Annotated in this window: 18 protein-coding genes; 11 read left to right on the forward strand and 7 right to left on the reverse strand. The window is 49.5% G+C overall.

Features of this window, described 5'->3' with window-relative positions; all coding sequences use genetic code 11:
• Positions 1–139: 139 nt before the first annotated feature.
• A complete protein-coding gene (gene fdhF, locus DN599_RS08790) occupies positions 140–4,357 on the reverse strand; it encodes a formate dehydrogenase subunit alpha (RefSeq protein ID WP_110457239.1) in 4,218 nt (1,405 codons plus the stop codon).
• Positions 4,358–4,967: 610 nt separating this feature from the next.
• Here fdhF and prfB point away from each other — a divergent pair.
• Both prfB and lysS read left to right on the forward strand, forming a co-directional pair.
• A protein-coding gene (gene prfB / locus DN599_RS08795; RefSeq protein WP_162599182.1) for a peptide chain release factor 2 occupies positions 4,968–6,066 on the forward strand; the annotation gives its coding sequence in 2 pieces (ribosomal slippage) (positions 4,968–5,042 and positions 5,044–6,066; 1,098 coding nt in all).
• A gap of 12 nt (positions 6,067–6,078) precedes the next feature.
• Positions 6,079–7,581 (forward strand): lysine--tRNA ligase, encoded by a 1,503-nt coding sequence (lysS, locus tag DN599_RS08800; RefSeq protein ID WP_110457241.1) that lies wholly within the window; start codon positions 6,079–6,081, stop codon positions 7,579–7,581.
• Between the two features lie 146 nt (positions 7,582–7,727).
• Here the strand turns inward: lysS and DN599_RS08805 are convergent, their stop codons facing one another.
• Positions 7,728–8,378 carry a pseudouridine synthase gene (locus DN599_RS08805; RefSeq protein ID WP_110457242.1) on the reverse strand — a complete coding sequence of 217 codons (651 nt, stop codon included), beginning with the start codon at positions 8,376–8,378 and terminating at the stop codon, positions 7,728–7,730.
• A gap of 338 nt (positions 8,379–8,716) precedes the next feature.
• On the opposite strand from DN599_RS08805, the gene nagB reads away from it, so the two are divergent.
• From nagB to DN599_RS08825, 4 genes are all read left to right on the forward strand, one after another.
• Positions 8,717–9,511 carry a glucosamine-6-phosphate deaminase gene (gene nagB / locus DN599_RS08810; protein WP_110457243.1) on the forward strand — a complete coding sequence of 265 codons (795 nt, stop codon included), beginning with the start codon at positions 8,717–8,719 and terminating at the stop codon, positions 9,509–9,511.
• Between the two features lie 371 nt (positions 9,512–9,882).
• Positions 9,883–11,796, forward strand: a complete 1,914-nt coding sequence (locus tag DN599_RS08815) for a peptidase U32 family protein (protein ID WP_110457244.1) — start codon at positions 9,883–9,885, stop codon at positions 11,794–11,796.
• Positions 11,797–11,837: 41 nt separating this feature from the next.
• Positions 11,838–12,212: a PH domain-containing protein gene (locus DN599_RS08820; RefSeq protein ID WP_110457245.1), complete on the forward strand. Its 375-nt coding sequence runs from the start codon at positions 11,838–11,840 to the stop codon at positions 12,210–12,212.
• Positions 12,213–12,480: 268 nt separating this feature from the next.
• Complete coding sequence (locus DN599_RS08825; RefSeq protein WP_162599183.1) at positions 12,481–13,461, forward strand: catalase family peroxidase; 981 nt, start codon at positions 12,481–12,483, stop codon at positions 13,459–13,461.
• 190 nt (positions 13,462–13,651) lie between these two features.
• On the opposite strand, the gene rpiA is transcribed toward DN599_RS08825, so the two are convergent.
• Positions 13,652–14,314 (reverse strand): ribose-5-phosphate isomerase RpiA, encoded by a 663-nt coding sequence (gene rpiA / locus DN599_RS08830; RefSeq protein WP_110457247.1) that lies wholly within the window; start codon positions 14,312–14,314, stop codon positions 13,652–13,654.
• A 247-nt stretch (positions 14,315–14,561) separates the two neighbouring features.
• Between rpiA and DN599_RS08835 the strand changes: the two genes are divergently transcribed.
• Entirely contained in the window at positions 14,562–15,482 is a 921-nt protein-coding gene (locus DN599_RS08835) for a DUF808 domain-containing protein (protein WP_110457248.1), read from the forward strand.
• Between the two features lie 86 nt (positions 15,483–15,568).
• Here the strand turns inward: DN599_RS08835 and DN599_RS08840 are convergent, their stop codons facing one another.
• Positions 15,569–16,462, reverse strand: coding sequence for a LysR substrate-binding domain-containing protein (locus DN599_RS08840; RefSeq protein WP_110457249.1), 894 nt, complete (start codon positions 16,460–16,462; stop codon positions 15,569–15,571).
• Between the two features lie 108 nt (positions 16,463–16,570).
• Here DN599_RS08840 and DN599_RS08845 point away from each other — a divergent pair, with 108 nt between their 5' ends.
• Entirely contained in the window at positions 16,571–17,011 is a 441-nt protein-coding gene (locus DN599_RS08845) for a CidA/LrgA family protein (RefSeq protein ID WP_110457250.1), read from the forward strand.
• 1 nt (position 17,012) lies between these two features.
• Entirely contained in the window at positions 17,013–17,714 is a 702-nt protein-coding gene (locus tag DN599_RS08850; RefSeq protein WP_110457251.1) for an LrgB family protein, read from the forward strand.
• Between the two features lie 4 nt (positions 17,715–17,718).
• On the opposite strand, the gene DN599_RS08855 is transcribed toward DN599_RS08850, so the two are convergent.
• Positions 17,719–18,138, reverse strand: a complete 420-nt coding sequence (locus DN599_RS08855) for a CBS domain-containing protein (protein ID WP_110457252.1) — start codon at positions 18,136–18,138, stop codon at positions 17,719–17,721.
• Positions 18,139–18,484: 346 nt separating this feature from the next.
• On the opposite strand from DN599_RS08855, the gene DN599_RS08860 reads away from it, so the two are divergent.
• Entirely contained in the window at positions 18,485–20,257 is a 1,773-nt protein-coding gene (locus DN599_RS08860; RefSeq protein ID WP_110457253.1) for an alkaline phosphatase D family protein, read from the forward strand.
• A gap of 268 nt (positions 20,258–20,525) precedes the next feature.
• The gene (locus tag DN599_RS08865; protein WP_110457254.1) at positions 20,526–21,086 is read left to right on the forward strand and encodes a phosphoribosyltransferase; all 561 of its coding nucleotides are present in this window, start codon (positions 20,526–20,528) and stop codon (positions 21,084–21,086) included.
• Between the two features lie 173 nt (positions 21,087–21,259).
• On the opposite strand, the gene pepN is transcribed toward DN599_RS08865, so the two are convergent.
• Together pepN and lpoB are read right to left on the reverse strand one after the other, a co-directional pair.
• Positions 21,260–23,920, reverse strand: a complete 2,661-nt coding sequence (gene pepN / locus DN599_RS08870; RefSeq protein WP_110457255.1) for an aminopeptidase N — start codon at positions 23,918–23,920, stop codon at positions 21,260–21,262.
• 101 nt (positions 23,921–24,021) lie between these two features.
• Positions 24,022–24,615 (reverse strand): penicillin-binding protein activator LpoB, encoded by a 594-nt coding sequence (gene lpoB / locus DN599_RS08875; protein ID WP_110457521.1) that lies wholly within the window; start codon positions 24,613–24,615, stop codon positions 24,022–24,024.
• Positions 24,616–24,621 lie beyond the last annotated feature (6 nt).

Consider the following 24,621-nt stretch of genomic DNA (forward strand, 5'->3'; position numbering starts at 1 on the left):
TTGATGCCAAAAAATGCTAATCAGCTTGGTGTCGTAAATATAAAACATGTCAGCAGTGTCCCTGCAGTGTCATAGCAAAAAGGCCACCCATTTATGGGTGGCCTTTTTGCTACTAGCCGTTTGGGGCAGGTCTTCGATGTTAGGCTAGTTCAATTTCCTTTTCGACCTTCACAGCGCAAATCTTAAACTCGGGGATTTTAGCCACAGGATCTAACACATTATTAGTCAGTTTATTGGCCGCCGCTTCGGCAAAGTGAAACGGTAAAAATAGCACGCCTGCTTGCGCCCGCTTAGTGACGAAGGCGGCAATGCGAATACTGCCACGTCGAGTCGATAGTATTAGCATGTCGCCGTTGGCTATCTGGAGCCTATCGGCATCGAAGGCCGAGATCATCACCTTAGGGCTGCCCAGCTCATTGAGGCCTGCTGTTTTACGGGTTAAGGTGCCGGTATGAAACTGCTCGAGCAAGCGCCCAGTCGAGAGAATAAAGGGATAGTGCTCACAGGGCATTTCGGCGGGTAAGCGATAGCCAACTGGCTTCATTATGGCCCTGCCTCGGGTAAATTGTTCTGTGTGTAAAATAGGCGTGCCTGGGTGGCCTTCGCTCGGGCAAGGCCACTGAATGCCGTGGCGCCCAGCATGGCCGTTAACCGCGGTATCTTGCCAACGTATGCCGCGATATTGTGGCGTAACTTGGGTTATCTCATGCCAAATTTGGGGCTCATCTTGGTAATGCCAGTGGGCGCCAAGTTGATTGGCGATAGCTTGAACTATCTGCCAGTCTAAACGTGCTTGCCCAGGCGGGTTCACCGCCGCTTGCAGTTGCTGAACTCGGCGCTCGGTATTGGTAAAGTGGCCTTGTTTTTCGGCAAAACTGGCCGCGGGCAGTACCACATCGGCAAGCTGAGCCGTTTCGGTCATAAAGATATCTTGCACCACTAACAACTCGGCAGCGGCCAACCCCTGTAATACATGGGCTTGATCAGGATCGCTCAGTACCGGATTTTCCCCCATCACATAGAGGGCTGTTAGTTTGCCGTGTGCCAGCGCATGCATCATCTCGGTGGCGGCGATACCGACAGTGCTCGGCAACTGCGGTTGTTGCCACGCCTGTTTAAAGAGTTGCTGCACCTTGGGATCTTCAACCCTTTGATAGCCAGTAATATAGTTGGGCAGCGCGCCCATGTCGCAGGCGCCTTGCACATTGCTCTGTCCGCGCAGGGGGTTAATCCCCGCGCCCGCCATGCCTATGTTGCCGCACAAGAGTTGTAAATTGGCGATGGCGGTAACGTTATCATGGCCCGAGGTGTGCTGGGTCACGCCCATGGCGTAATAGAGGGCGGTTTTGCTCGCCGTGCCTATCATCTTCGCCAGTTGCTGTATTTCGGCTGCACTGACGCCGGTGATAAGCGCTGCATTTTCAAGGCTGTAGTCTGGCTTCATCACCTCGGCTTGCAGAGCGTCAAAGCCATCGACCCTTTGGTTGATGTAGTCGCTGTCGTGCCAATTGTGGCTGATTATCTGCTGCATCAGGGCATTTAATAGCATGACATCGGTGCCGGGGCGATGGCAAAGATAGAGCTGAGCGTGATCGGCTATGCTGACCCGTTTGGGATCGATAACCACAAGACGTGTACCGTGTTGCTGTATGGCCTGTTTAATTTTTGAGGCGATAATGGGGTGAGCCGACTCGGTGTCTGAGCCCAAAATCACAATCAGATCGGACTCTTTGATAGAGGCGATATCATTGGTCATGGCGCCGCTACCCAGCGAGTCTTGCAAGGCAGTTACCGTTGAGGCGTGGCACAGACGGGCGCAGTGATCGATATTATTGGTGCCAATTACGCTTCTAAACAACTTTTGAAACAGGTAGTTGTCTTCGTTAGTGGCTTTAGCGGACGCAAGCCCTGCTATGGCATCGCTGCCGTGTTGGGTTTTTATCTGCTGAAGCTTATCGGCAATAAAGCTGATGGCCTCCTCCCAGCTGACCTCGACCAAAACGCCCGCTTTACGCAGTAACGGCATGGTTAGGCGCTCTGGGCTGTTAACAAAATCGAAGCCAAATCGTCCTTTAACGCAAAGCATTCCCTCATTAACAGGAGAGCTAGTGTCACCGCTGACCCCGGTGATGGTATGGCTTTCTGGGTCGGTATGCAGCGTGATGCGGCACCCTATGCCGCAATAGGTACAAACCGTCGAGGTTTGTGAGTGGCTAAGGTTGCGCCCTTGGCGTTTGTCACGTGCATCTGTGAGTGCGCCGGTGGGGCATACTGAAACACAATTGCCGCACTGCACGCAATCGCTGTCGGCCATGCTGACGCTAAAGCCGGCTCTGGGAGCTTTGCGCAATGGGGTTTGGCTGCCTTGGGGCAGAGCCAGATAACTGTCAGGCTCAAAGCTGATGGCGTGATGCCCCGCTTGCTGGTGACACATGGCCACGCAGGCGCCGCAACTGATGCAACGGTTGGGATCGAAATGGATAAATGGGCTGCTGCTATCGGGGACAAAAGCGCGGGGCTCATTGCCAAGGTCTTGGCTGCTGATACGATACTCGCTGGCATAGTCTCTTAGGCGGCAATCGGTATTAACTTGGCAGCCACATTCGAGGCAGCGAGCCGCTTCCGCCATGGCGACGTCATTGCTAAAGCCCAATTCAATCTCTGCAAAGTTATCTGCTCTGTCGCTTAAGGCGAGCTCGGGCATCTTAGCCTTATTTTGCTGTAATTGCTGAGGATAGTGGCGCCAGTCTAATGCCGCTTTGCTGCGTTTTTGTGAGTTAAACGTCTTGGGGTTTAGCTCGCAGGTGAGTCCGCCATCCAGCAGTTTTTGCATGGCCATCGCGGCCTTTTTTCCATCGGCGACCGCGGCCACGGCCGTTGCAGGGCCGGTGCGAGAGTCACCGAGCACAAATAATTTATCGATACCCGCCGACATGGTGTGCTCGCAGCCAGAGAAGGTATTCCAGCGGGTTAATGCCACTTCGCCCACGCTCAGTTGACTCTGTGGGTGTTGTAAAAAAGCCATGTCTGGGGTTTGCGAAACGGCGGGGATCACGGTATCGAACGCTTCAGTAAAGGTTTCACCCGTGGCTTTAGGTGAGCGTCGCCCAGAGGCATCGGCGTCGCCTAGAGCCATTTTCTCAAAGGTCACGGCATTGACGCGCCCTTGGCTATCGCCATGGTTTTCAATGGGATTAGTGAGAAAATAGAAGCGCACACCTTCATGTTCGGCCTCGGCTATCTCATAGGCTTCTGCGGGCATCTCATCGCGAGTACGGCGATACACTAAAGTGACATCGGCGCCTTCACGCAGTGCGGTGCGGGCGCAGTCGATAGCTGTGTTGCCACCCCCAATGACCGCCACTTTTTGTCCTGTGGTGTAGCGCTTATCGGTGCAGTGATCTTTAAGGTAATCGACCCCAAGATAGCAGCCATCAAGCTCGCTACCTGGGTAGTTCATCGGCACCGCTTTTTGCGCGCCAATGGCTAGGCAAACTCCATCGAATGTGGCGAGTAAATCATTGAGGTGGATCTCATGGCCTAAGCGGGTATTGGTTTGGATTTTCATGCCATTTTGACACAGCAAGGCTATCTCCTGATCCAGTATGGCTTTGGGCAGGCGGTATTCGGGAATACCGTACCTTAGCCAGCCGCCCGCTTGCGGCATGGCTTCAAATAGGGTGACATCATGGCCGGCATTGGACAGATAAAAGCCGGCACTGATCCCTGCTGGACCACTGCCGACGATGGCGACCTTTTTGCCCGTTGGCGCTAACCTGCTGGGCACATAGCTGTCGCCTTGCAGGTCAATATCGGCGGCGTGGCGTTTAAGTTGTCGAATGGCTAGCGGCTCGTCTAACTCACCTCGGCGGCAAGCGGATTCACAAAATGCGGGGCAGACACGGCCAATGGACAAGGGCAGTGGCAAGGTATCTTTAATGATTTTTACCGCTTGGCGATGATTGCCCTGAGCGATATGCAGTAAGTAAGACTGTACATCCACGCCTGCAGGGCAGGCTTGCTGGCAGGGCGCTTGGCAGTCGGCATAATGATCGTTCAGTAGCTGTTTAAGTGAGGCTTGGCGTATTTTACTCAGGGCGGCGGAGTGAGTGATGACCTTGAGGTTGTGGCTCACTTTTGTCTCACAGGCTTTGACGGTTGCACTATTGCCGTGCGCGTCGAGGGTCTGTACAAAACACAGGCCACAACTTTGCTGGTTCATCGCCTGCTCATCACTGAGGCTGGCACCTTGATAACATAAATGAGGAATGGCTATGCCCGCATTGAGGGCACAGCTCAGTATGGTTTCATCTGCAGAGGCATAAGCGGTTTTACCGTCGAAACTGAGCGTTATCATATAGGGACCTTTTTAGCATCGTTGACTATGCTCGGCAATGTGTCGCGAGATGAATGCCATGCGTCAGCGCGTTTTTTTGAGAATAAGATTTTGCTTGAGTATACCCAGAGGGGTTTTGTCGACAGGTCTTAGAAGTGACTATTTATGCTGGTTCTGCCTGTGAGATCGCAATAGCTTTTAAGAGTGTGCTCTGATGCCGTTTGCATTAAAACTTGGTGTGATACGGCTTGCAAAGTGGGTGGTTTTTCTTGGTGGTATCACTGTTTTGCCTATGATGTTTTTGACAGTTGTTGTGAGTGTTTTTTTGAACGTTGCTTGAACGCATGGTGAATGGGCTGTCGGTTGTCGATAGTTGTTCGTGTGCAGGCCAAGTGCGAGCGGGTATCTGCTTGCTCTGTGTGCCATGGGCAAGAGGCTCGTTAGGTCAAAGTGTCAAGGCGTGCCCGCTAACCTGAGTGTAGCGCGTTAGACTAGTCATTTGCGGGCTAATGCCTTTAGGGATTAAATAAGCGCAAATCTATCGGATTCGCCCCTAGGCTAATGCGGGTGATTCAGTTAAAATAGCGGGTTTTCTATCCGTGTATAAATCCGACTAAAAGTTGATTAAATCATGTTTGAAGTAAATCCAGTAAAATTCAAAATCAAGGAACTCGCTGACCGTACCGACCTTCTTCGGAGGTATCTTTGACTACGATGCTAAGCGTGAGCGTCTAGAAGAAGTCAGTCGAGAGCTTGAGAGCTCTGAAGTATGGAACGATCCTGAGAATGCTCAGGCCTTAGGTAAAGAGCGCGCCTCCCTAGAAGCGGTCGTCAAAACGATCGATGATATGGACAGTGGCTTAGAAGATATCGAAGGTTTGGTTGAGCTGGCCGTTGAAGAGGACGATGAAGAGACCTTCAACGATGCAACCACGGAATTACAACAACTTGAGAAACGGTTAGAAGAGCTTGAGTTCCGTCGCATGTTCTCCGGTCCAAATGATGCGTCAAATTGTTACTTGGATATTCAATCGGGTTCGGGCGGCACCGAGGCGCAAGATTGGGCCAATATGGTGCTGCGCATGTATTTGCGTTGGGGCGAAGCTAAGGGCTATAAGCCAGAGCTGATAGAAGTGACCGACGGCGATGTGGCTGGCATTAAGGGCGCCACCATTAAATTTACCGGTGAATACGCCTTTGGTTCACTGCGGACCGAAACGGGCGTACACCGTTTAGTGCGTAAGTCGCCATTCGATTCGTCGGGTAAGCGTCACACCTCATTCTGTTCTGTGTTTGTGTACCCAGAAATTGATGATTCCATTGAAATTGACATCAATCCGTCGGACTTGCGTATCGACACCTACCGCGCCTCGGGTGCGGGTGGTCAGCACGTTAACAAGACCGAGTCGGCGATTCGTATTACTCATTTGCCCACCAATACCGTGGTGCAATGTCAAAATGATCGCTCGCAACATAAAAACCGTGATGCGGCGATGAAACAGTTAAAAGCAAAGCTGTATGAGCTAGAGATGCTTAAACAGAATGCCGATAAACAAGCCGCCGAAGATGCTAAATCGGATATCGGCTGGGGTAGCCAGATCCGCTCTTACGTGCTCGATGATGCACGTATTAAAGATCTGCGTACCGGTGTAGAAAATCGAAATACTCAGAGCGTCCTCGATGGCGATCTGGATAAGTTTATTGAAGCTAGCCTTAAATCTGGCCTTTAACGAGAGAAGAAGATGACTGAACAAACCCAAGACGAAAACAAGTTAATTGCAGAGCGCCGTGCCAAGTTAGAGCACATCCGCGCAACTTGCCCTGCTAACGGTCACCCAAATAACTTCGATCGTAAACATAAAGCGGCAGATATTCAGGCCGAATATGGTCACTACAGCAAAGAAGAGCTTGAGGGCATGAATGTGCAGCGCTCGATTGCTGGGCGTATCATGGCCAAGCGTGGTCCATTCTTGGTGATCCAAGATGTCAGTGGTCGCATTCAGGCTTACGCCGGTAAAGATGTTCAAAAAGAGCTTAAAGCTAAGTATCAAGGGCTAGATATCGGCGACATTATCGGTGTCACCGGTCAGTTGCACCTGTCGGGTAAAGGCGATCTGTATGTCAATATGGAGCAGTACCAACTGCTGACTAAGGCACTGCGTCCACTACCTGAGAAGTTCCACGGCCTGACAGACCAAGAGACGCGTTACCGCCAACGTTATGTTGACCTTATCGTTAACGAAGACTCTCGTAATGCCTTCATCATGCGCTCGAAAGTGGTTACCGCTATTCGTAACTTCATGGTGAAAAAAGAGTTTATGGAAGTTGAAACCCCAATGATGCACAGCATCCCTGGTGGTGCGTCGGCGCGTCCATTTGTGACTCATCATAATGCGCTCGATATCGAAATGTATTTGCGTATCGCACCAGAACTTTACCTTAAGCGTTTAGTGGTCGGTGGCTTTGAGCGAGTGTTCGAAATCAACCGTAACTTCCGTAACGAAGGTCTGTCGCCACGTCATAACCCAGAATTCACCATGATGGAATTCTATATGGCGTATGCCGATTATAACGATCTGATGGATCTGACCGAAGAGATGTTGAGCTCGATTGCGGTTGAACTTTGTGGGTCAGCTAAACTGCCTTACGGTGAGCACACAGTTGACTTTGGTGGCCCTTACGAGCGCCTTAGCATGCTAGATGCGATTAAAAAGTACAATCCAGACAACGCCACTATTCAGTCGATGACCTATGAAGAGGTCAAAGATCTTGAGTTTATGCGTAACCTCGCTAAGAGCCTAGGCATGACGATTGAGAAGTTCTGGACTTGTGGTCAACTACTGGAAGAAATTTTCGGTGAAACCGCAGAGCCTAAGCTGATGCAACCGACCTTTATTACCGGTTACCCAGCGGATATCTCACCTCTGGCGCGTCGTAACGATGACAACCATTTCATCACCGACCGCTTTGAATTCTTCATCGGTGGCCGCGAAGTGGCTAATGGCTTCTCAGAGCTTAATGATGCCGAAGATCAAGATAGCCGCTTTAAGGCTCAGGTTGACGCTAAAGATGCTGGCGATGATGAAGCCATGTTCTATGATGCCGATTACATCACCGCGCTAGAGCACGGTTTGCCACCAACGGCAGGTCAAGGTATTGGTATCGACCGTTTGGTGATGCTGTTTACCAACACGCACACGATTCGTGACGTGATCTTATTCCCAGCGATGCGCCCACAAGGCTAATGCACTGCTAGGAATAAAAAAACCAGCCCTCGGGCTGGTTTTTTTACGGCCAAAATTCGTCTTATCGCTGCAAGTGAAGCCAGTATGGTTAGCGTTTCAGTTTATCGGCTCACAGTCGGCTCACTTAGTCAGTGGCATAGCGATAATTAGCGCGGACTCTCGGTATAGGTGTCCAGTTGTGAGGCTAATGGGCCAAGGGATTGCACTTCACCGACTCGCATGTCGCCCAGATAAATTGAACCAATGCGCATTCGCACTAGGCGCAAGGTGGGAAACCCCACCGCGGCAGTCATTTTTCGGATTTGGCGATTCTTGCCTTCGGTCAAGGTAATGGACAACCAGCGGGTTGGCCCATGGCGCGGATCGCGAATTTTTTTGCCTCGCTCCGGGAGCGCTGGTGGCTCATCAAGCAGCTTAACCTTACAAGGTAGAGTCTGATATTGTTCACCCTTAATACCTATGCTAACCCCCTGACATAGCTCAGCAACGGCCTTGGCGTCTATCTCTCCATCTACCTGTACGTAATACTCTTTTTCAATCTGTTTACTGCGAACCAAGTGGCTAGTCATACCGTCGGTGGTGAGCAGCAGTAAGCCTTCCGAGTCGTGATCTAACCGACCAATCGCCATGATCCCTGCGGGGAAACCGGCTAACTCACCGAGAAGTTTTTTGCTTTTGCGCCGCTCGGGTACAAATTGGCTCAGGTAGCCATAAGGTTTGAAAATTTTAAAGTCTTGCGCTGACGGCAAATGAGCCATATCACTGATATCGTTGATGGCGGTATGAGGTTTGGACATAAATAACCTGTATAAAAAACTGAGGCTATATAACCCAAATCAAGGTCACATAGTTAATATTTTCATAGTATTAGCGGGTTGTTTTGGCTCTATTGGCAACTGCGATACCAAGGTGCCTGCCTATGCTAAAGATGCTGTTTGATCTACGGGAGCTATGATACTCGTTCCAGAAGAGGATTACTAATGACAACGCTGTCATTGTTGGTTATAGTCATGTTATCAAAAGGTGGTGATTGATGTTGCGCGCGAAGGCTGATTAACTGGTTTTTTGGGGCAGTGGTGGGTAGGTGTGGCCGAGTCAGTCATTTTTACGGATCAGGTTTAGGCGAGTCTAGATTATGCAAATTGTGATTTTAAACAACAGTGACGATGTCGCGTCATATGGCGCCAATATTTTTATTCAACAACTAAGACGCAAGCCAAGCTCTGTGTTGGGGTTGGCTACGGGCTCGACGCCGCTGGCTTTATACCGTTTATTGATTGGTGCTAATCAAGTGGGCGATGTCTCGTTTGCCCAGGCGACCAGCTTTAACTTAGATGAGTATTTAGGGCTCGATGGTCAGCATAAACAAAGCTATCGCTACTTTATGGATCAGCAGTTGTTTGACCATATCGATATCGATAAGCAGCGCACCTTTGTGCCGCCGGGTGATGCTAGCGATCCGATTGAGGCCTGCGAGCGCTATGAGCGCCAGATAACCCAAGCGGGTGGCATCGATATCCAGCTGCTCGGCATAGGGCGTAATGGCCATATCGGTTTTAATGAGCCCTCATCGGGCTTAATGTCGCGCACGCGAGTTAAAACCCTCACCAAGGCGACGATTGAAGATAATGCCCGATTTTTCTCAGCCGATGAATATCAGCCCCATCTGTCGATCACCATGGGGATAGGCACCATATTAGACGCGAAAAAAGTGCTGTTGCTCGCGACGGGCGCCAATAAAGCCGCGGCGATTAAGGCGACGGTTGAGGGCGCATTGAGTGCATCGTGTCCGGCTTCAGCCCTGCAACTGCACCGTAATGCCATGTTGGTGCTCGATGAAGCGGCGGCCTCTCAATTGGATGATTGTGATTTTTATAAACATATTGAAGCGGAAAACCAAAAATTACAGGCCAGATTAGCCAAGGGCTAATAGATTTTTCCCTGCGCGGTTAAGGTTTCTTTGGTCTGATTTAAGCCTCCTGCACTCCTTTAACTAAATGCTATTTCCCATCTTTAAGGTGCCTCGGTCTACAGCCTGCGCACCTTTTTATCTGCTATCAGCGTTTTATTGCCCCATCAGCGGTTAAGACTGACGGTCGCAAGGCCTCTCACATTGAAGTCCTTTTTCCTTTGACAGATAAGCGCTAACGGCTTGCTACTAGGGTACTGGGCATCTGCGGCTTGAGCGGACAGTGCAAAAAACGCCTAAAATCGACTACGCTTGACCGTGCTATGTTAGCCGTGTCTGTTATAATCGCGGCCTAATTTTTATGAAGCAGCGACCTGATTGAGTAACGCCCCATGGATAAGCCTGAGATTTTTACCCCCGATAGCCCGTCACCAGCCCCTGTTGTGACCCGCTCAAACCGCCTAGAGCTATTGGCTCCCGCTAAAAATGCTGATTTTGGTATTGAAGCTATTCGTCATGGTGCCGATGCGGTGTATATCGGTGGTCCAGCCTTTGGGGCGCGTGCAACTGCGGGTAATAGCGTCGAAGATATTGCCCGTTTATGTCAGTTTGCTCACCAATACCATGCGCAGGTGTTTGTCGCCATCAATACCATCTTGATGGATGATGAGCTAAAAGCGGCCGAAAAGTTGATATGGCAGGTGTATGAAGCCGGCGCCGATGCGCTTATCGTGCAAGATATGGGCATATTGCAGCTCGACATTCCGCCTATCGCCCTGCATGCCAGCACGCAAATGGATAACCGTAATCCAGAGAAAGTGGCGTTTCTCGAACAGGTGGGGTTTTCGCAGGTGGTGTTAGCGCGAGAACTTGGATTAAGCCAAATTCGCCAGGTGGCCGCCAATACCAATATGCAGCTGGAATTTTTTATTCACGGCGCCTTATGCGTGGCCTATAGCGGCCTGTGTAATCTAAGTCATGCCTTTAGTAATCGCAGCGCTAACCGAGGCGAATGTTCTCAGATGTGTCGTTTGCCTGGCGATCTAAAGACCCGTCAAGGTGAGGTGCTGGCACAAAATGAACACCTATTGTCTTTAAAAGATAATAATCAAACCGATAATTTAGAAGCGCTTATCGATGCCGGTATTCGCTCATTTAAAATCGAAGGGCGCTTAAAAGACTTAAGTTACGTTAAAAACGTTACCGCTCATTATCGGCAAGAACTCGATAAAATTATCGCGCGTCGCCCCGAGTTTGCTGCCTCAAGCCATGGCCGCTGTGAACATAGCTTTACCCCTAATACCGAAAAAACCTTTAACCGCGGCAGAACCGACTACTTTGTTAATGACCGCAGCCAAGGGGTGAGTGATTTCCGTTCGCCCAAATATATTGGTGAAGAGGTCGGTAGCGTGGTGGCGCTGGGTAAAGACTATATCCAAGTGCGCTCGACCCATGGGTTTAATAATGGCGACGGTCTGTGTTATTTCCCGCCCAATTATGAAAAAGCCAAACAGTCAGACGATAAACTACAAGGGCTGCGAGTCAATCGCGCCGACGGCGATAAACTGTATGTGATTGCCGTACCGGGCGACCTTAAAGTGGGCGCAACCTTATATCGAAACCACGATCAGGCGTTCGAAACGCTGCTGGCTAAAGAGTCGTCTAAGCGCATTATTAACGTCGATATGATGTTAGCCGACACCCATGATGGCATAGCTTTAACCATGACGGATCAATATGGCATCAGCGCCAGTGTGGCATTGCCTATGGAGAAGACGCCGGCTAGCGATCCCGACAAGGCCCTGCAAAATGTGCGTAAACAGCTATCAAAACTCGGCAGCACCGACTTTAATGCACGTCAAATCACTATCGACACCGCCAGCCCTTGGTTTATGCCAGCCTCGGTATTAAATGGTCTGCGCCGTGACACGGTTGCCGCCCTTGAGCAGGCTCGTATCGACAGTTATCAGCGTCCTAAAGCGTGGAAATATAACCAAGATGCAGTTTACCCTGTAAAGCACTTGAGCTTTATGGGCAATGTGGCTAATGAGCAAGCCAAGGCGTTTTATACCCGTCACGGGGTGATTGAGATTGAAGATACCTACGAGAAAAATGGCATCAGTGATGATGCGCCCTTGATGGTGACTAAACACTGCTTACGCTTTAACTTTAACCTTTGCCCCAAAGAGGTGCCTGGCATTAAGGCCGACCCTATGATTTTGGAGATCGGCAAGGATGTGCTAAAACTGGTATTTGACTGCCCTAAGTGTGAAATGATGGTGGTCGGTGCCAATCGGCAAGTATAGGCGTCTCTAAGCGCCACATTCACTGACTTAAGGAAAAGATCATGGGACTGTTAGATGCGCTAATGGGCAATGCTTCAGAGGTTGATTTACAGGAGTTGGCGGCCGATCTAGGCCCCATTATGGGCGACAATGAGCAGCTGGCTTTGGCCTATCGCGTGATGCGCGATATGTTTGTATTTACCAATAAGCGCCTCATTTTGATTGATAAGCAAGGGGTAACAGGGAAAAAGGTCAGTTATCACTCTGTGCCTTATAAGGCCATAACTCACTTTCAAGTGGAAACTGCCGGAACCTTTGATATGGATGCCGAATTGAAGCTGTGGATCTCTGGACAAAAAGATCCACTGGTCAAAGAGCTCAAAAAAGGCACCGATGTGGTTGGGATCCAAAAAACCATAGCGAACTTTTCGCTCTAGTGTGGCCGGGTGCCTCAAGTGAGTACACTCCTCTAAAACGCCTAAGGCATCGATATGCCTTAGGCGTTTTTTTTATTTTCTGTGGCATGACGCGGCAGCGATTATCATTTTTAGCTTCAAGCTCAACAAGGGCAGGCTTAATGCAAAGCTATGCTGACTAGCCGCTGGTAATTAAACTCACTCATTTAACCTCAGTTGAAATAAAAGGTGATCAAGCGCGGTCTTACTGTCCATCGTATTTAATTGATAACGTTTAGCGGAGTTAATCGTGAATTTTAAAGCACTATCACTATCAGCATGTTTAGTGTCAACCATGGCTGCAAGCGGCGTGGCTCACGCAGAAGCCACAGGCGTAGATTTTATTAATGTATTTGAAAAGCTTGCGGGTAAACAACCGGGTGTGCGTAAAGGGCATGCCAAAGGGGTGTGCGCCGTGGGTGAGTTCACCCCAACCGATGCGGGTGGTCGCTATTCTAGTAGTGCCCTATTTAATGGTGAAAAATCCACGGCTAACATTCGTTTTTCAATGGCGGGTGGCAACCCTGCGGCCAATGAAACCGAGCGAAGCCCTCGTGGAGTGGGAGTTAAGTTCACCATGGCCGATGGTAGCGTGCACTACATTGCAGGCTTAACCACGCCAGTCTTTCCGGGTAAGTCACCCGAAGTCTTTTTAGGGTTACTTGAAACCTTAGTGCCTGACGAACAAGGTAAAGTGGATTTTAGTCAGGTGGCACAATACCGTCAGGAGCACCCAAGCACCTTACCGCAGTTTAATTGGCTGCAAGCCAATAATCCGCCAAGTTCATATGCATCGGTTAATTATCACGGTATTCATGCCTTCTATTTTGTCGATGACCAAGGTAAGAAAACCAAGTTTAAATGGCGTTTAGTGCCGACCGAAGGGCAGAAACTGTTAACTAAAGCGCAGATGAAGCAGTTGCCAGACACCTTTTTAGCCGACAAATTGAAAGAGGAGCTAAGCCAAGATCCGGCCCATTTTGAGCTGCAAGCGGTTATCGGTCAGGCCGATGATGTCACCAATAATCCATCACAAGCGTGGCCAGAAGATCGTGAAGTGATCACCTTGGGCACATTGAGTATTACCAGCAGCGGCGATAACAACTGCGATTTGATTAACTTCGATCCTAATGCGTTGGCTCAAGGGGTTGAATCTAGTGATGACCGTATTTTACGTTTACGTTCAACTGCTTACGCTATTTCTTTTGGTAAGAGATTAAGTGGCCAATAAGCCTGTTTAATGACCAGTATTAGGTGCGCTAGCTAACGCAGAATCGCCTTTTAGTACAAGCTTGTCATACTAAAAAGCCACGCTATGGAGATGGGGTGGCTTTTTAATGGTTACTTTTTAATGGTTAATCATCAATATACCGCTGGGTTATTGCATGTGAACGGTATACAGCAGACTACCACTCAAATGGTTAGTCTTGCTCGATGGTGTTGACACCCTCAGGTGTACCGACCAATAGCACATCTGCGCCGCGCAGAGCGAATAAGCCGTTAGTGACCACACCGACTATCTGGTTAATCTTCTCCTCTAGCTCTTTGGGGTTAACGATCTTCATGTTGTAAACATCTAAGATCACGTTACCGTTGTCGGTTACCACACCTTCGCGATACACAGGATCGCCACCGAGCTTAACTAATTCACGTGCCACATAAGAGCGCGCCATAGGGATCACTTCCACAGGCAGTGGGAACTCACCCAATACATCCACCTGCTTAGTGTTGTCGACGATACAGACAAACTTTTTGGCCACTGCCGCGACAATCTTCTCACGAGTTAGCGCCGCACCACCGCCTTTAATCATATCCATATGACCATTGATTTCGTCAGCTCCGTCCACATATACAGCTACCTCATTGACCGAATTAAGGTCGTATACAGGAATGCCCAAGGCTTTCATTTTTTCAGTCGAGGCTTCAGAGCTCGACACTGCGCCTTCGATATCGGCCTTGATGGTGGCTAAGGCATCAATAAAATGGTTGACGGTTGAGCCTGTACCGACGCCGACTATGGTGTCTTTCTCAACGTATTGTAGGGCTGCCCAACCAGCTGCCTTTTTCATTTCATCTTGAGTCATAAGGAGTTCCTGTAAGGATAAACGAATCTTCTGTCGTTATTATACTCATAGTTGCTGTTAGGGGTATGTGAAATGCTTCTGTTTGTTTAACTTACTTAGCCGAGAATGTGGCAATAGCACATTATTCTATTTTTCTGCTGGTAACTGACTTATCTGCGGCGTAATTTAACAGGTATCTATGCTGTATGGCCGAATGAATCGGTTTTGCTAAAGGATATCGCTGGATATTTTAATTAAAGGAGACTCTATGGCAGGCGCAAGTTTGTTAACTTTGCTCGATGATATTACCACCATTTTAGATGACGTCGCAGCTATGAGTAAGATGGCTGCACGTAAAACTGCAGGAGTATTGGGCGATGATTTAGCGCTTAATGCGCAGCAGGTGTCTGGCATTAACGCTGATCGTGAACTGCCAGTGGTCTGGGCTGTGGCTAAAGGTTCATTGCGTAATAAAGCGATTCTCGTGCCGGCGGCCTTGTTGATCAGTGCCTTTATTCCTTGGGCGGTGACCCCACTACTGATGTTTGGTGGTCTGTTTCTCTGTTATGAAGGATTTGAGAAGCTCTATCATAGCGCGACTCACTCCCATGAGCCGAGCAGTGAGCCTCACGCAGATATCGCATCGCTCGATCTGCAAGCCTATGAAAAACAGAAAATCAACGGCGCGATTCGTACCGACTTTGTGCTATCGGCGGAGATCATTGCCATCACGTTAGGTGTCGTGGCTCACACCAGCTTTATGACGCAGGTGGTGACTTTAACTGTTATTGCTGTGTTGATGACCATTGGGGTTTATGGCTTAGTCGCGGGAATTGTGAAACTTGACGATGCCGGCCTTTACTTAAGCCAGCGTCAGGGCGAAAGTATGCTGACCCGTTTAGGACGACGCTTTGGCCACAGTTTAGTTAATGCAGCGCCTTATCTGATGCGCGGCTTAACCGTGGTTGGTACCATCGCGATGTTTATGGTGGGGGGCGGTATTTTAACCCACGGTATTCATAGCCTGAGTGAACTGTTTAACCAGTGGGCAGCTGTGGTGGAGCAGTGGGCGATGCTTGGGCCGGTATTGAGCTTTATCACCCCTAGTGTGCTTAATGCGCTGTTTGGCGTGCTTGCCGGTGCCATTGCCGTCTTGCTTATGTCTGGGATCAGTAAACTGCGTTCGTAACTTTGGGTTCGTCGCTATGGGGTCGTAACTCCACGTTCTTAACTACGCTATGTTTATCAACGCCGCCAATAGGGCGGCGTTTGGTTTTATGGTTGGAGCTGTAGATGCTCATTCACCAGATCTATCATGGCACTGGCTGCAAATGACAGTGGCTTCTCTTTCTCCCAAAATAGGCTCATGCGCCACTTAAGCTGGGTCTGTGTCAGAGCTCGGCTGACAACGCCTTCGAGCTGATAACGCTCGGCGATAAACTTGGGCAGCAACATGACGCCAATTCCTGCAGCCACTAAGGCAATGCCAAATTCAGGCTGATTAACATGGGTGGGGTTATCCAGTGTCACCCCTGCATCATTGCAGGCGCTAATGACCATTTCATGTAAAGAAAATTCAGGTTCAAACAGAATTTGCGGGCAGTGCTGTAGCGCGCTCATCGGGATATCAGTGTTGGCTGCTAGTGGATGCTGGCTGGGTAACACCACCACCATGGGCTCAGTATGAATGGCGATGGCGTCAAGGTCTTGATTGAGTTCAATAATACCTGTGGCGAGCTCAATCTCGCCTTGTTGCAGCGCTAAGCTCTGCTCTACGCCGCCGCGCACCAATAGTTGGGTCTTTATGTGTGGATAGCGTTGGCGATATTTGGCGATGATGGGGGCAAATAGTTCGGCGCTGCCTAGCGGTGCGAGCCCCAGTTTTAACTCGCCCTGATTGAGGCCTTTGAGTGCATCGAGTTCGTCAAATAGTGCCTGCTTGGTATCAAGGAGTTGTTGTGCATAGCGGTAAACTAATTGGCCATGGATCGTAAGGGTGATGGCTGTGCCGCGTTTGCCACGCATCAGTAGCGGCAATTGCAATTCGGTTTCTAATTGATTTATCGATTTAGATAGCGCCGGTTGGCTGATATGGATTTTTGAGGCCGCGCGATTAAACCCACCACAATTAACGATTTCGACAAAGTAATGCAGAGCCTTGAGATCCATTTGTGAATAGCTTTTAGTTATGCAATTTATAAATAATATTCATTTTTTCTATTAATGATGCAAGCGTAAAATAATCCTATTCATCATATTTCCGTTTAAGTTTCTGCTATGAGTGACTCTTTTTTATCGCTAAAACGTCTATTGCAGACGCTATTGCAAGTTGGCTTACTCTGTTTGCTCGCCTTAACGGCGCAATGGTTAGTGAATATCTTGTCGCTGCCTATCCCTAGCAGTGTTGTGGGCCTGTTGGGCTTGTTTGGTTTACTGGCACTTGATTGGTTACCCGAACGTTTTGTGGCCGTTGGTGCAACTTGGTTATTAGGGGAACTCTTGTTGTTTTTTATTCCGCCTGTGGTGGCTTCACTGCATTATGCGCCCTTGTTTGAGCAATATGGCGTCAGCTTGCTACTGACCTTAGTGTTAGGCAGCATTTGTGTATTGTTGATCACAGGAGTGGTGATTGACTGTGTGTTTCGATTTGAGCACCGTCGCAATCGCCGTAAGAGTGAATTGGCCGCGACGACGCAATCAACAAGAGTAGGCCATTAATATGCAAGCGTTTATCGCGTCTCAAAGTTTAGCCATTGTCTGCTTAGTGGTAACCCTGTTGTGTTATTTTGTCAGTAAACGTTTATATCGTGCTTATGGTTATTGGTGGTTGTCACCGATGATTTTGACGCCTGTGTGTCTGCTGACTTTTGTGGGGCTGTTGGCTATCCCGCTGCCCACTTACTTTGTTTACAGCCATTATTTAAGTGCGTTGTTAGCACCTGCCACCATTGCTTTTGCATTGCCAATCTATCGAGAGCGCCATCTGATCGCCCGTTACCCATTAACCCTGAGTTTAGGGGTTATCACAGGCTTGCTCGTGGGGTTATTCTCTTCGTGGTTGTTGGTTAAATTGATCTACCTGCCGCCAGAGTTGTCGCACAGTATATTGGTGCGCTCAGTTTCAACGCCATTTGCCATAGAAGCAACGACGGTATTTGGTGGCGAGCCCGACTTGACTGCCATGTTAGTCTTGCTCACTGGTGTCTTAGGTATGTTGTTGTGTGGGCCTGTATTTACCTTAGCCAAAATTAGCAGCCCACTGGCTAAAGGGGCTGCATTAGGGGCGTCTGCTCATGGCGTGGGGGCGGCCAAGGCGGCAGAGTTTGGCGCTGAGGAGGGCGTTGTAGCAAGTCTCACCATGATCTTTACTGGCATCACTATGGTCGTTGTTGCGCCCCTATTTGCCTATCTTTTGTTATGAGCCATTAGGCTTTTAACAGTGTGGCACACAGTTTCACAAAGTCCGATGAGGTGATGATCCCTTCAATCTTGTTATTGTCGTTTACAACGGGTAAACACCCCAATTTGTTATCAATAAAATAGTCGACCACCACGGCTAACGGCTCATCGACGCTAAGTTGTTGAAATTGCTTTTCCATAATGTCTGCCACTAAGGTTTTACGCTCTTTGCGATCGAGCGCATCGGGGCCATAAGCGGTAAGCATGTGGATCACGGTGGAGATCATCTTCTTATGAGTCAATATTCCCACGAGACGCCCGTCATGCTCACTGATGACAGGCAAGTGGCGAACCCCACGACTCTGCATCAATAGGTGGGCATCTTTGGCGGTCGCCTGATCGCTAATACAGACGAGGTTGGTGCTCATAATATCGCTAACGTGCATTGTTGATTCCTTCAACTGACAGTGAGTATGTCGATGATAATAGCAGCAATGTTGACTGCGTTAAATATCTGTTTATTAGTTACAATTTTATGTTTTATTCTTAACTACATGCAGGCGCACTGCCACCTTAAAATTAGGTTTAGGTGAATTAATCGGCAGTTAGCTTAACCTGTAATAATGTTGCAATATCGTTGCACAATACTTATCGTCATTAGACCTCTTACCAGGCGCCGAGCATCACTTAAGGTGATTGCTTTGCCATGCTTAAGCTGTACTCCTATGACGTGAAGTGTGTTTCGCTAGGATAATAGGCATCAATATAAGAATAACCATGAAAGGGATAACAATGAAAATACACTATTCACGCAGGGACTTTTTAGCCATGTCGGCTAAAGGAGTGGGCGCCGCGGTCATCTCCTATGGCTTAATGGGCTGCTCAAGCAGTGACGATGATGAGCAAGCTAACGCTGCCCGTGGGGAGTTTCTCAATGGGGTTGCCAGTGGCGATCCCACTCACGAGGCGGTGATCTTGTGGACCCGAGTCACGCCCGAGGTTGAGGGGGAGCTCAATGTCAGTTGGGAAATCGCGACCGATGAAGCCTTTAGCAATATTATTGGCAATGGCGAAACCACCACATCTGCCGCGCGCGATTATACGGTGAAAGTCGATGCCATCGGGCTGATGTCGGGCACAGCGTATTATTACCGCTTTAAATGCGGCGAGGGTTATTCCGAGGTCGCGATGACTAAGACCTTACCCGAGGGCGCAGTGGAGCAAGTTAAATTAGCGGTAATGTCGTGTGCTAACTTTCCTGCAGGCTATTTTAATGTGTATCAGTTGGCCAGTGAGATGGCTGGGCTCGATGCGGTGATCCATCTAGGCGATTATATTTATGAATATGGCCGAGGGGGCTATGCCAGTGAACATGCCGCCGAGCTTGGCCGGGAAGTGTTACCCGCAGGTGAGCTGTTAACCCTTAGTGATTATCGCACGCGCTATGCTCAGTACCGCAGTGATGCCGCATTAAATGCCCTACATGCCAAAGTCCCTTTTATTACTGTGTGGGACGACCATGAAGTGGCCAACGATAGTTGGGCTGATGGCGCAGAAAACCACAATGCAGATGAAGGGGATTTTACAGCGCGCAAAACTGCTGCGCTGCAAGCCTATTTTGAGTGGCTGCCTATTCGTCCATGGTCTGAGGGCAATCATCAAGAGATCTATCGCTCATTTAACTTTGGCGACTTGGTCGATTTACATATGCTCGATACCCGCCAATTAGCGCGTGATAAGCAGCTCGATTATGCTGACTATATCGATGATGCCAGCAATACTATCGACAGCGCGCGCTTTATGGCCGATGTCACCAGTGATACCCGCACTATGTTGGGGGCTGAGCAGTTGCAGTGGTTGCAAGCATCGTTGCTTAATGGCACAGGTAAGTGGCAGGTACTGGGCCAGCAAGTGCTGATGGGCAGTATGTTGTTGCCAGCGGCTATCGCCACCCAAAAATTGTCTGTGTACCAATACGCCGAGTTGGGGGCCTTAGCGCAACTAGCTGCGCGGGCCCAGGCAGGCGATCCGACCTTAACGGCGCAAGAGTATAGCTATTTGATCGCTAACCAGTATAAGTTAACCCCCGAAGTGATGGCCTTGCTGCAACTGCCTGCCATTCCTTATAACTTAGATGCCTGGGATGGCTATGCCTATGAGCGAGAAGTGATTTTAGCCACAGCTAAGGCCAAAGGTGCTAACTTGGTGGTGATAGCCGGTGACACCCATAATGCCTGGGCAAACGAGCTAACCGACAGCCATGGCGACAACGTAGGTGTTGAGTTTGCCACCAGTTCAGTTTCCTCTCCAGGGTTGGAGTACTATTTAGGCATTGAAGCCGATCAGCAAAGTGTTACCGAAGCGGGCATTGTTGATCTGGTCGAGGGGCTGAAATACACCAATCTGCGCGATCGTGGTTTTATGGTACTTAGCTTCGATCACAATCAGGTTAAAAGTGACTGGCATTATGTCGATACCCTAATGTCGCCAGACTTTAGCGAGGCCAGCGATAAGCAGGCGAGCGCCATTACTCTGGCTGGTGAGGTGAAAATCACGCTGGGGTAAGTCCGTAGGTTGATAAGCCCAGCTTAGCCGTCACTTGGCAGCTTTACTGTTTATAAAAGTGAACCTGTCCTGCAGTTTTAGTTATTTAGTCCTGCAGGGGCAGGTTTTTTAGTATAAAATCCAGCCCCAAAATCCCGTAGCCACTTTTTAATCGTTTTGAGTTTCAATCCGATATTCTTGTGCTACGTTGAATTTGGGCAAAGGCTAATCTTTTTAGATTAGCCTTTGCCCAATCGAATACTCAATATAACAAGATGGGGACGGTCAGATGTCAGAGAAACGCTTTATTACTGCGCAGGAGTTGCTTGAAGATTCCTTTCGTTTAGCAGCACAAGTTTTTGACAGTGGTTTCAGACCACAATTTATTGTTGGGATCTGGCGTGGTGGTGCTCCAATAGGGATTGCGGTACAGGAGTATTTTGATTTTAAAAAGGTCGACACCGATCATATTGCCGTTCGTACGTCCTCTTACTATGGCATTAATCAGCAGAGCAAAAAGATTAAAGTGCATGGTTTGCATTACATTGTTGAAAATGCCAATGCCGATGGTGGGTTATTGATTGTCGATGATGTGTTTGATTCAGGCCGTAGCATCCACGCGCTTAAAACCAAGCTCCAAGAGCTGATGCGCCTTAATATGCCAACCGATGTGCGTATTGCTTGCCCTTATTACAAACCTAAAAACACCGCAGTTGAGCTAAAGCCGGATTACTTTATCCATGAGTCTGATGATTGGTTGGTGTTCCCCCATGAAGTGTCTGGGTTATCACAGCAAGAGCTGCTGGAAGGCAAGAGCGATCTGAAAAACATTAAAGAGCTGTTTATTTAAGCCCCTTAGGTTTATCGCATACGGTTTATCCATCGACTGTATTTCATAGTGTCGGCCTAGGCCGTTACCCTATATGTTCGCCGTAGATATTGCTCGGTATTCGGTTTGCTTAAGTAGCTAACCCATGGGTTAGCTATAAAGAAATGCCACCCTCTGGGGTGGCATTTTTTATGTTATTGACGCAAAGGCTGCTGGATGGTGATGCAGGCTTGTTCAGCTTCGATAGCCTGCTTCACGCCGCGCTGGGTGACCGGGCTCAAGTCAGGCTCGCTATTAAGCAAGCGCGATAAACGCGCCACGCTAGCGTAAGAGCACTCTTGCGGCAGTAAATACTGGTTGTAGGCCTGCATAAAGCGGGCGCTATTACGTTTATCTAACTGTGCAAGCTCGTTTAAGCGTTGCTCGGCGGTTGCTTGGCTAAGGGCTTTTTGCTCGCTAGGATAAAGGTGCGGCATGATACGCAGCAGTTTGGCCAACATCAGGCTATCGGCATCGGCGTTATGTCGCTGTATACGTTCAAACCATTGGCGTTTTTGCGCCGCAATGGGCTGGGCGACTTCGGCGCTCAGGGCCAGCATTTGCGCTTGCGGCGAAGAGTCGCGCAGCTTCTCTTGCTGTAATAGTCGCTGGGCGCCTATGGCATCGTAACGATTAAGGTGGATCACCATGTCCCAGCGCAGGGCAGGCGTCAGCTCAACCCCAGTGAGCCGCTCGGTGCCGTTAAGCAGTGCGCTCAGATGCTGCTTAGCCTGATGGCTGAGCGCAAAATCAATATAGGCCTCAAGCCACAAGTGTTGGATCTCTGGCATAGCTTGACGGCTCATGGTCAGGCGCAAGCTCATCTGCTCTAATGCCCTCATCGCCCGCTGGCTGTAATGTTGCCGATTGGGACTCATCTGCTCAAGCAATGCCTTGGCTTGCCTCAACTGACTTAACAGAGGTTGTAATACCTGAGGGTCATCTTCTTGCGGCGCGTTGATAAATACACTGCCAAGAAACTTGTCGAGAGTGAGCTCGCCCCGAGTGACACTGTGCCACAGGGTTTGCCACAGCATGATGCGCAACTTGGGCTCGTCAACTTTACTCAGATGCAATAGCGCCGTCGTTAAGGATTCTGGATCAAGTTGTACCTGCACATACCCCCAATCTTGGTAGTTGGGAAACACTAAATCGGGACAGCGCACCCCTTGCAGCCGCTTAATCTCAGTGTCGCTACCACTGTAGGTCGTTGCCACGACCAAATTGCGATGCAATGTGTCACGGCCCAAGGTAAACAGCCCCAGTTTAACCTTTTGTTGCCGTAAGGTGGGATATTGCTCGCTGGCACTCTGATGTAGATTAAAGTGGCTGATGCGGCCGTTGCTGCACTGGAACTGCGCCTCGATACGGTTAACTCCAGCCTGGTAGAGCCACTGCTGGGCCCATGTTGCTAACGGACGTTTGGCCGCTAAGCTTAGGCTCGCGATAAAATCGTCAAGGTTGGCATTGCCAAAGCGGTGCTGCTCAAGGTAGTACTGCAGGCCTTGGTTGAAAGCGGTATCGCCCACCAAGTAATTGAGTTGAGTTAACAGGGCGACCCCTTTGCTGAGCATGGCTTGATTGACGCCCGGCTCAACCTGCGCGCTATTCATCACAGCCTGTTTTGGTGGGGTTAGACTGTGCTTGTCATCGAGCTGGTAAACATTGTGTATGTCTTGATATCTGGCGGGGGTGGAAGGGTCTGCAATCATCGCCTTGTTGGCCAGTAAAATACCTAGGCTCTGGCTGAGCCAAAAGCTGTCCCACCAGTTTAAGGTCACTAAATTACCGAACCATTGCTGGGCTAAGGTGCGTAAGTTGAGTGACAAGGAAGGCGTCGCATCAATAGCGGTTTCAGCAAAGGTGGCGTTGGCGGCATTGGCCATCGTCTGTGTCGGCAGGTGTGGCACTAGAATTTGGTTGTAATGATTAAAAGGATAGTCGACACCGAGTTGTTGACGGTAGAAAGTGAGTCCTTGATGGGTTTGCGCCAGCCAAGTGTCGGTGTCTATCTGGTGGGCAATCGATTGCCGCGCCAGCAATCGCAGCGTCAGCGATGCTTCATCCGATTGCCATTGATGATATGGGCCTGCGATAAGCGAAAATGTATGCGGACTCAGCGGGGGGCTCGGTGCAAAGAACCATTGGCTAAGGTTTGTGCCGTGGCGTTGTTCTCGCTCAGCGGCCGCGCTGAACACTCGCCAGTCGCTGGGAGCGGTGACCGAGAGTTGAAACACCGCTTTTAAGTTGGGTTGATCGAACACCGGCATCATGCGCTGGGCGCTGGCGGGCAGCAGGTGGCTATAGAGGTAACGGCGACCGTCAACGGCATCGATAGCTTGGATCAATCCCTGATCGCCTATGCTGTATGGGTGGCTATAACTGAGACTGACTTGATTACTACCACGATTAAGCAGCGAGGGGGAAAGGCGCAGGTGCTGACCATCGTAATTGGGATAGAGGCGCTGGTCATTAATCGTTAGCTGGTGCAGTCGCGCCTGATGTAAATCCAATAATAAGGGCGCGTCGTTGTCATTTAAGCTAAAGCTGATGGTCGCCTCACCACGAAAGTGCTGATTATCGCTGAGATCTAGCGCCAATTGATAGTGAATATCACTGATGCGATTGGCACGCGAGCGTGCCTGCTCGGCGCTGATGGTGGCGTTATCTTGTGCTTGGTGAGCAGGCTGCGTCGTGGGTGTACTTTGGCATGCGCTGAGCAATAGCACCGCGGCGGCCATGATACACAGGCTCAGGCCTGAGTGTCGCTGTTTAGCCGGCAGGCGCTGTTTCAACGCGAGAATGTGTTGAGCCATGGAGTTGTCATTAATCAATCTGGGCTGATGTGATCGGAAGGCGATGTATCACCTGTCATAAAAAAACCAGCACGTTGCTGGTTTTTTTTGGCAGGCAAAGATCACAAACCGAGGAACGACTTAGAACGTGTCTTACGGATCTCTTTTTCATCAGACCATTCAATGAGGCCCGTCTCGAGATCCATCAAACGCATGGTCATCTTGTAGTACACATCAGTGGTGCTACCGTCTTGTTTGACTATGCTCGACAAGTTGCCATACAGCATAAACTGCGCGCCGATTTGGCGGCCAAAATTAATGGCAGTTGAAGGGTCAACCATGCCAGAGTTATTTTGGTAATCCAGTTGCTTACGAACACTGTCTACCTTAGTCATGTCGATAAAGCGGAACTTACCTGAGCGCAGTAACTTGTTGCTGATCGAATCGGTAACTGATTCGGTATCAATATGCTCAGAGGTTTTATTTTTGATATTGTCGACAAAAATAATGGGACGGTCGTTGGCTGTCATTGCCACGACGGGTGGGAAAGTCAACATGCTGTCGACCATTTTGGCGGTGATCGCTTGCAGATCGGTGGAACCGAAGTTTTCATTTACGGTTTCTACTTCAGTGGCATCACCGTATTGAACCCGTGATTGACAGCCCGCTAGGCCGATGGCCACAGCAATGATAAAAATGAGCTTGAACTTTTTCATAAACAT

The sequence above is a fragment of the Shewanella algidipiscicola genome (genome assembly GCF_900380485.1).
In the GTDB taxonomy this organism is placed as follows: domain Bacteria; phylum Pseudomonadota; class Gammaproteobacteria; order Enterobacterales; family Shewanellaceae; genus Shewanella; species Shewanella algidipiscicola.

Bases quoted from the DNA above. Each gene is read 5' to 3' on its own strand.
- DN599_RS08840 (WP_110457249.1), bottom strand. From the start codon at position 16,462: ATGGATCTCAAGGCTCTGCATTACTTTGTCGAAATCGTTAATTGTGGT.
- DN599_RS08805 (WP_110457242.1), bottom strand. From the start codon at position 8,378: ATGTCCAAACCTCATACCGCCATCAACGATATCAGTGATATGGCTCAT.
- rpiA (WP_110457247.1), bottom strand. From the start codon at position 14,314: ATGACTCAAGATGAAATGAAAAAGGCAGCTGGTTGGGCAGCCCTACAA.
- DN599_RS08815 (WP_110457244.1), top strand. From the start codon at position 9,883: ATGGATAAGCCTGAGATTTTTACCCCCGATAGCCCGTCACCAGCCCCT.
- lysS (WP_110457241.1), top strand. From the start codon at position 6,079: ATGACTGAACAAACCCAAGACGAAAACAAGTTAATTGCAGAGCGCCGT.
- DN599_RS08845 (WP_110457250.1), top strand. From the start codon at position 16,571: ATGAGTGACTCTTTTTTATCGCTAAAACGTCTATTGCAGACGCTATTG.
- DN599_RS08860 (WP_110457253.1), top strand. From the start codon at position 18,485: ATGAAAATACACTATTCACGCAGGGACTTTTTAGCCATGTCGGCTAAA.
- DN599_RS08865 (WP_110457254.1), top strand. From the start codon at position 20,526: ATGTCAGAGAAACGCTTTATTACTGCGCAGGAGTTGCTTGAAGATTCC.
- fdhF (WP_110457239.1), bottom strand. From the start codon at position 4,357: ATGATAACGCTCAGTTTCGACGGTAAAACCGCTTATGCCTCTGCAGAT.
- DN599_RS08850 (WP_110457251.1), top strand. From the start codon at position 17,013: ATGCAAGCGTTTATCGCGTCTCAAAGTTTAGCCATTGTCTGCTTAGTG.
- DN599_RS08820 (WP_110457245.1), top strand. From the start codon at position 11,838: ATGGGACTGTTAGATGCGCTAATGGGCAATGCTTCAGAGGTTGATTTA.
- nagB (WP_110457243.1), top strand. From the start codon at position 8,717: ATGCAAATTGTGATTTTAAACAACAGTGACGATGTCGCGTCATATGGC.
- lpoB (WP_110457521.1), bottom strand. From the start codon at position 24,615: ATGAAAAAGTTCAAGCTCATTTTTATCATTGCTGTGGCCATCGGCCTA.
- pepN (WP_110457255.1), bottom strand. From the start codon at position 23,920: ATGGCTCAACACATTCTCGCGTTGAAACAGCGCCTGCCGGCTAAACAG.
- DN599_RS08855 (WP_110457252.1), bottom strand. From the start codon at position 18,138: ATGCACGTTAGCGATATTATGAGCACCAACCTCGTCTGTATTAGCGAT.
- DN599_RS08835 (WP_110457248.1), top strand. From the start codon at position 14,562: ATGGCAGGCGCAAGTTTGTTAACTTTGCTCGATGATATTACCACCATT.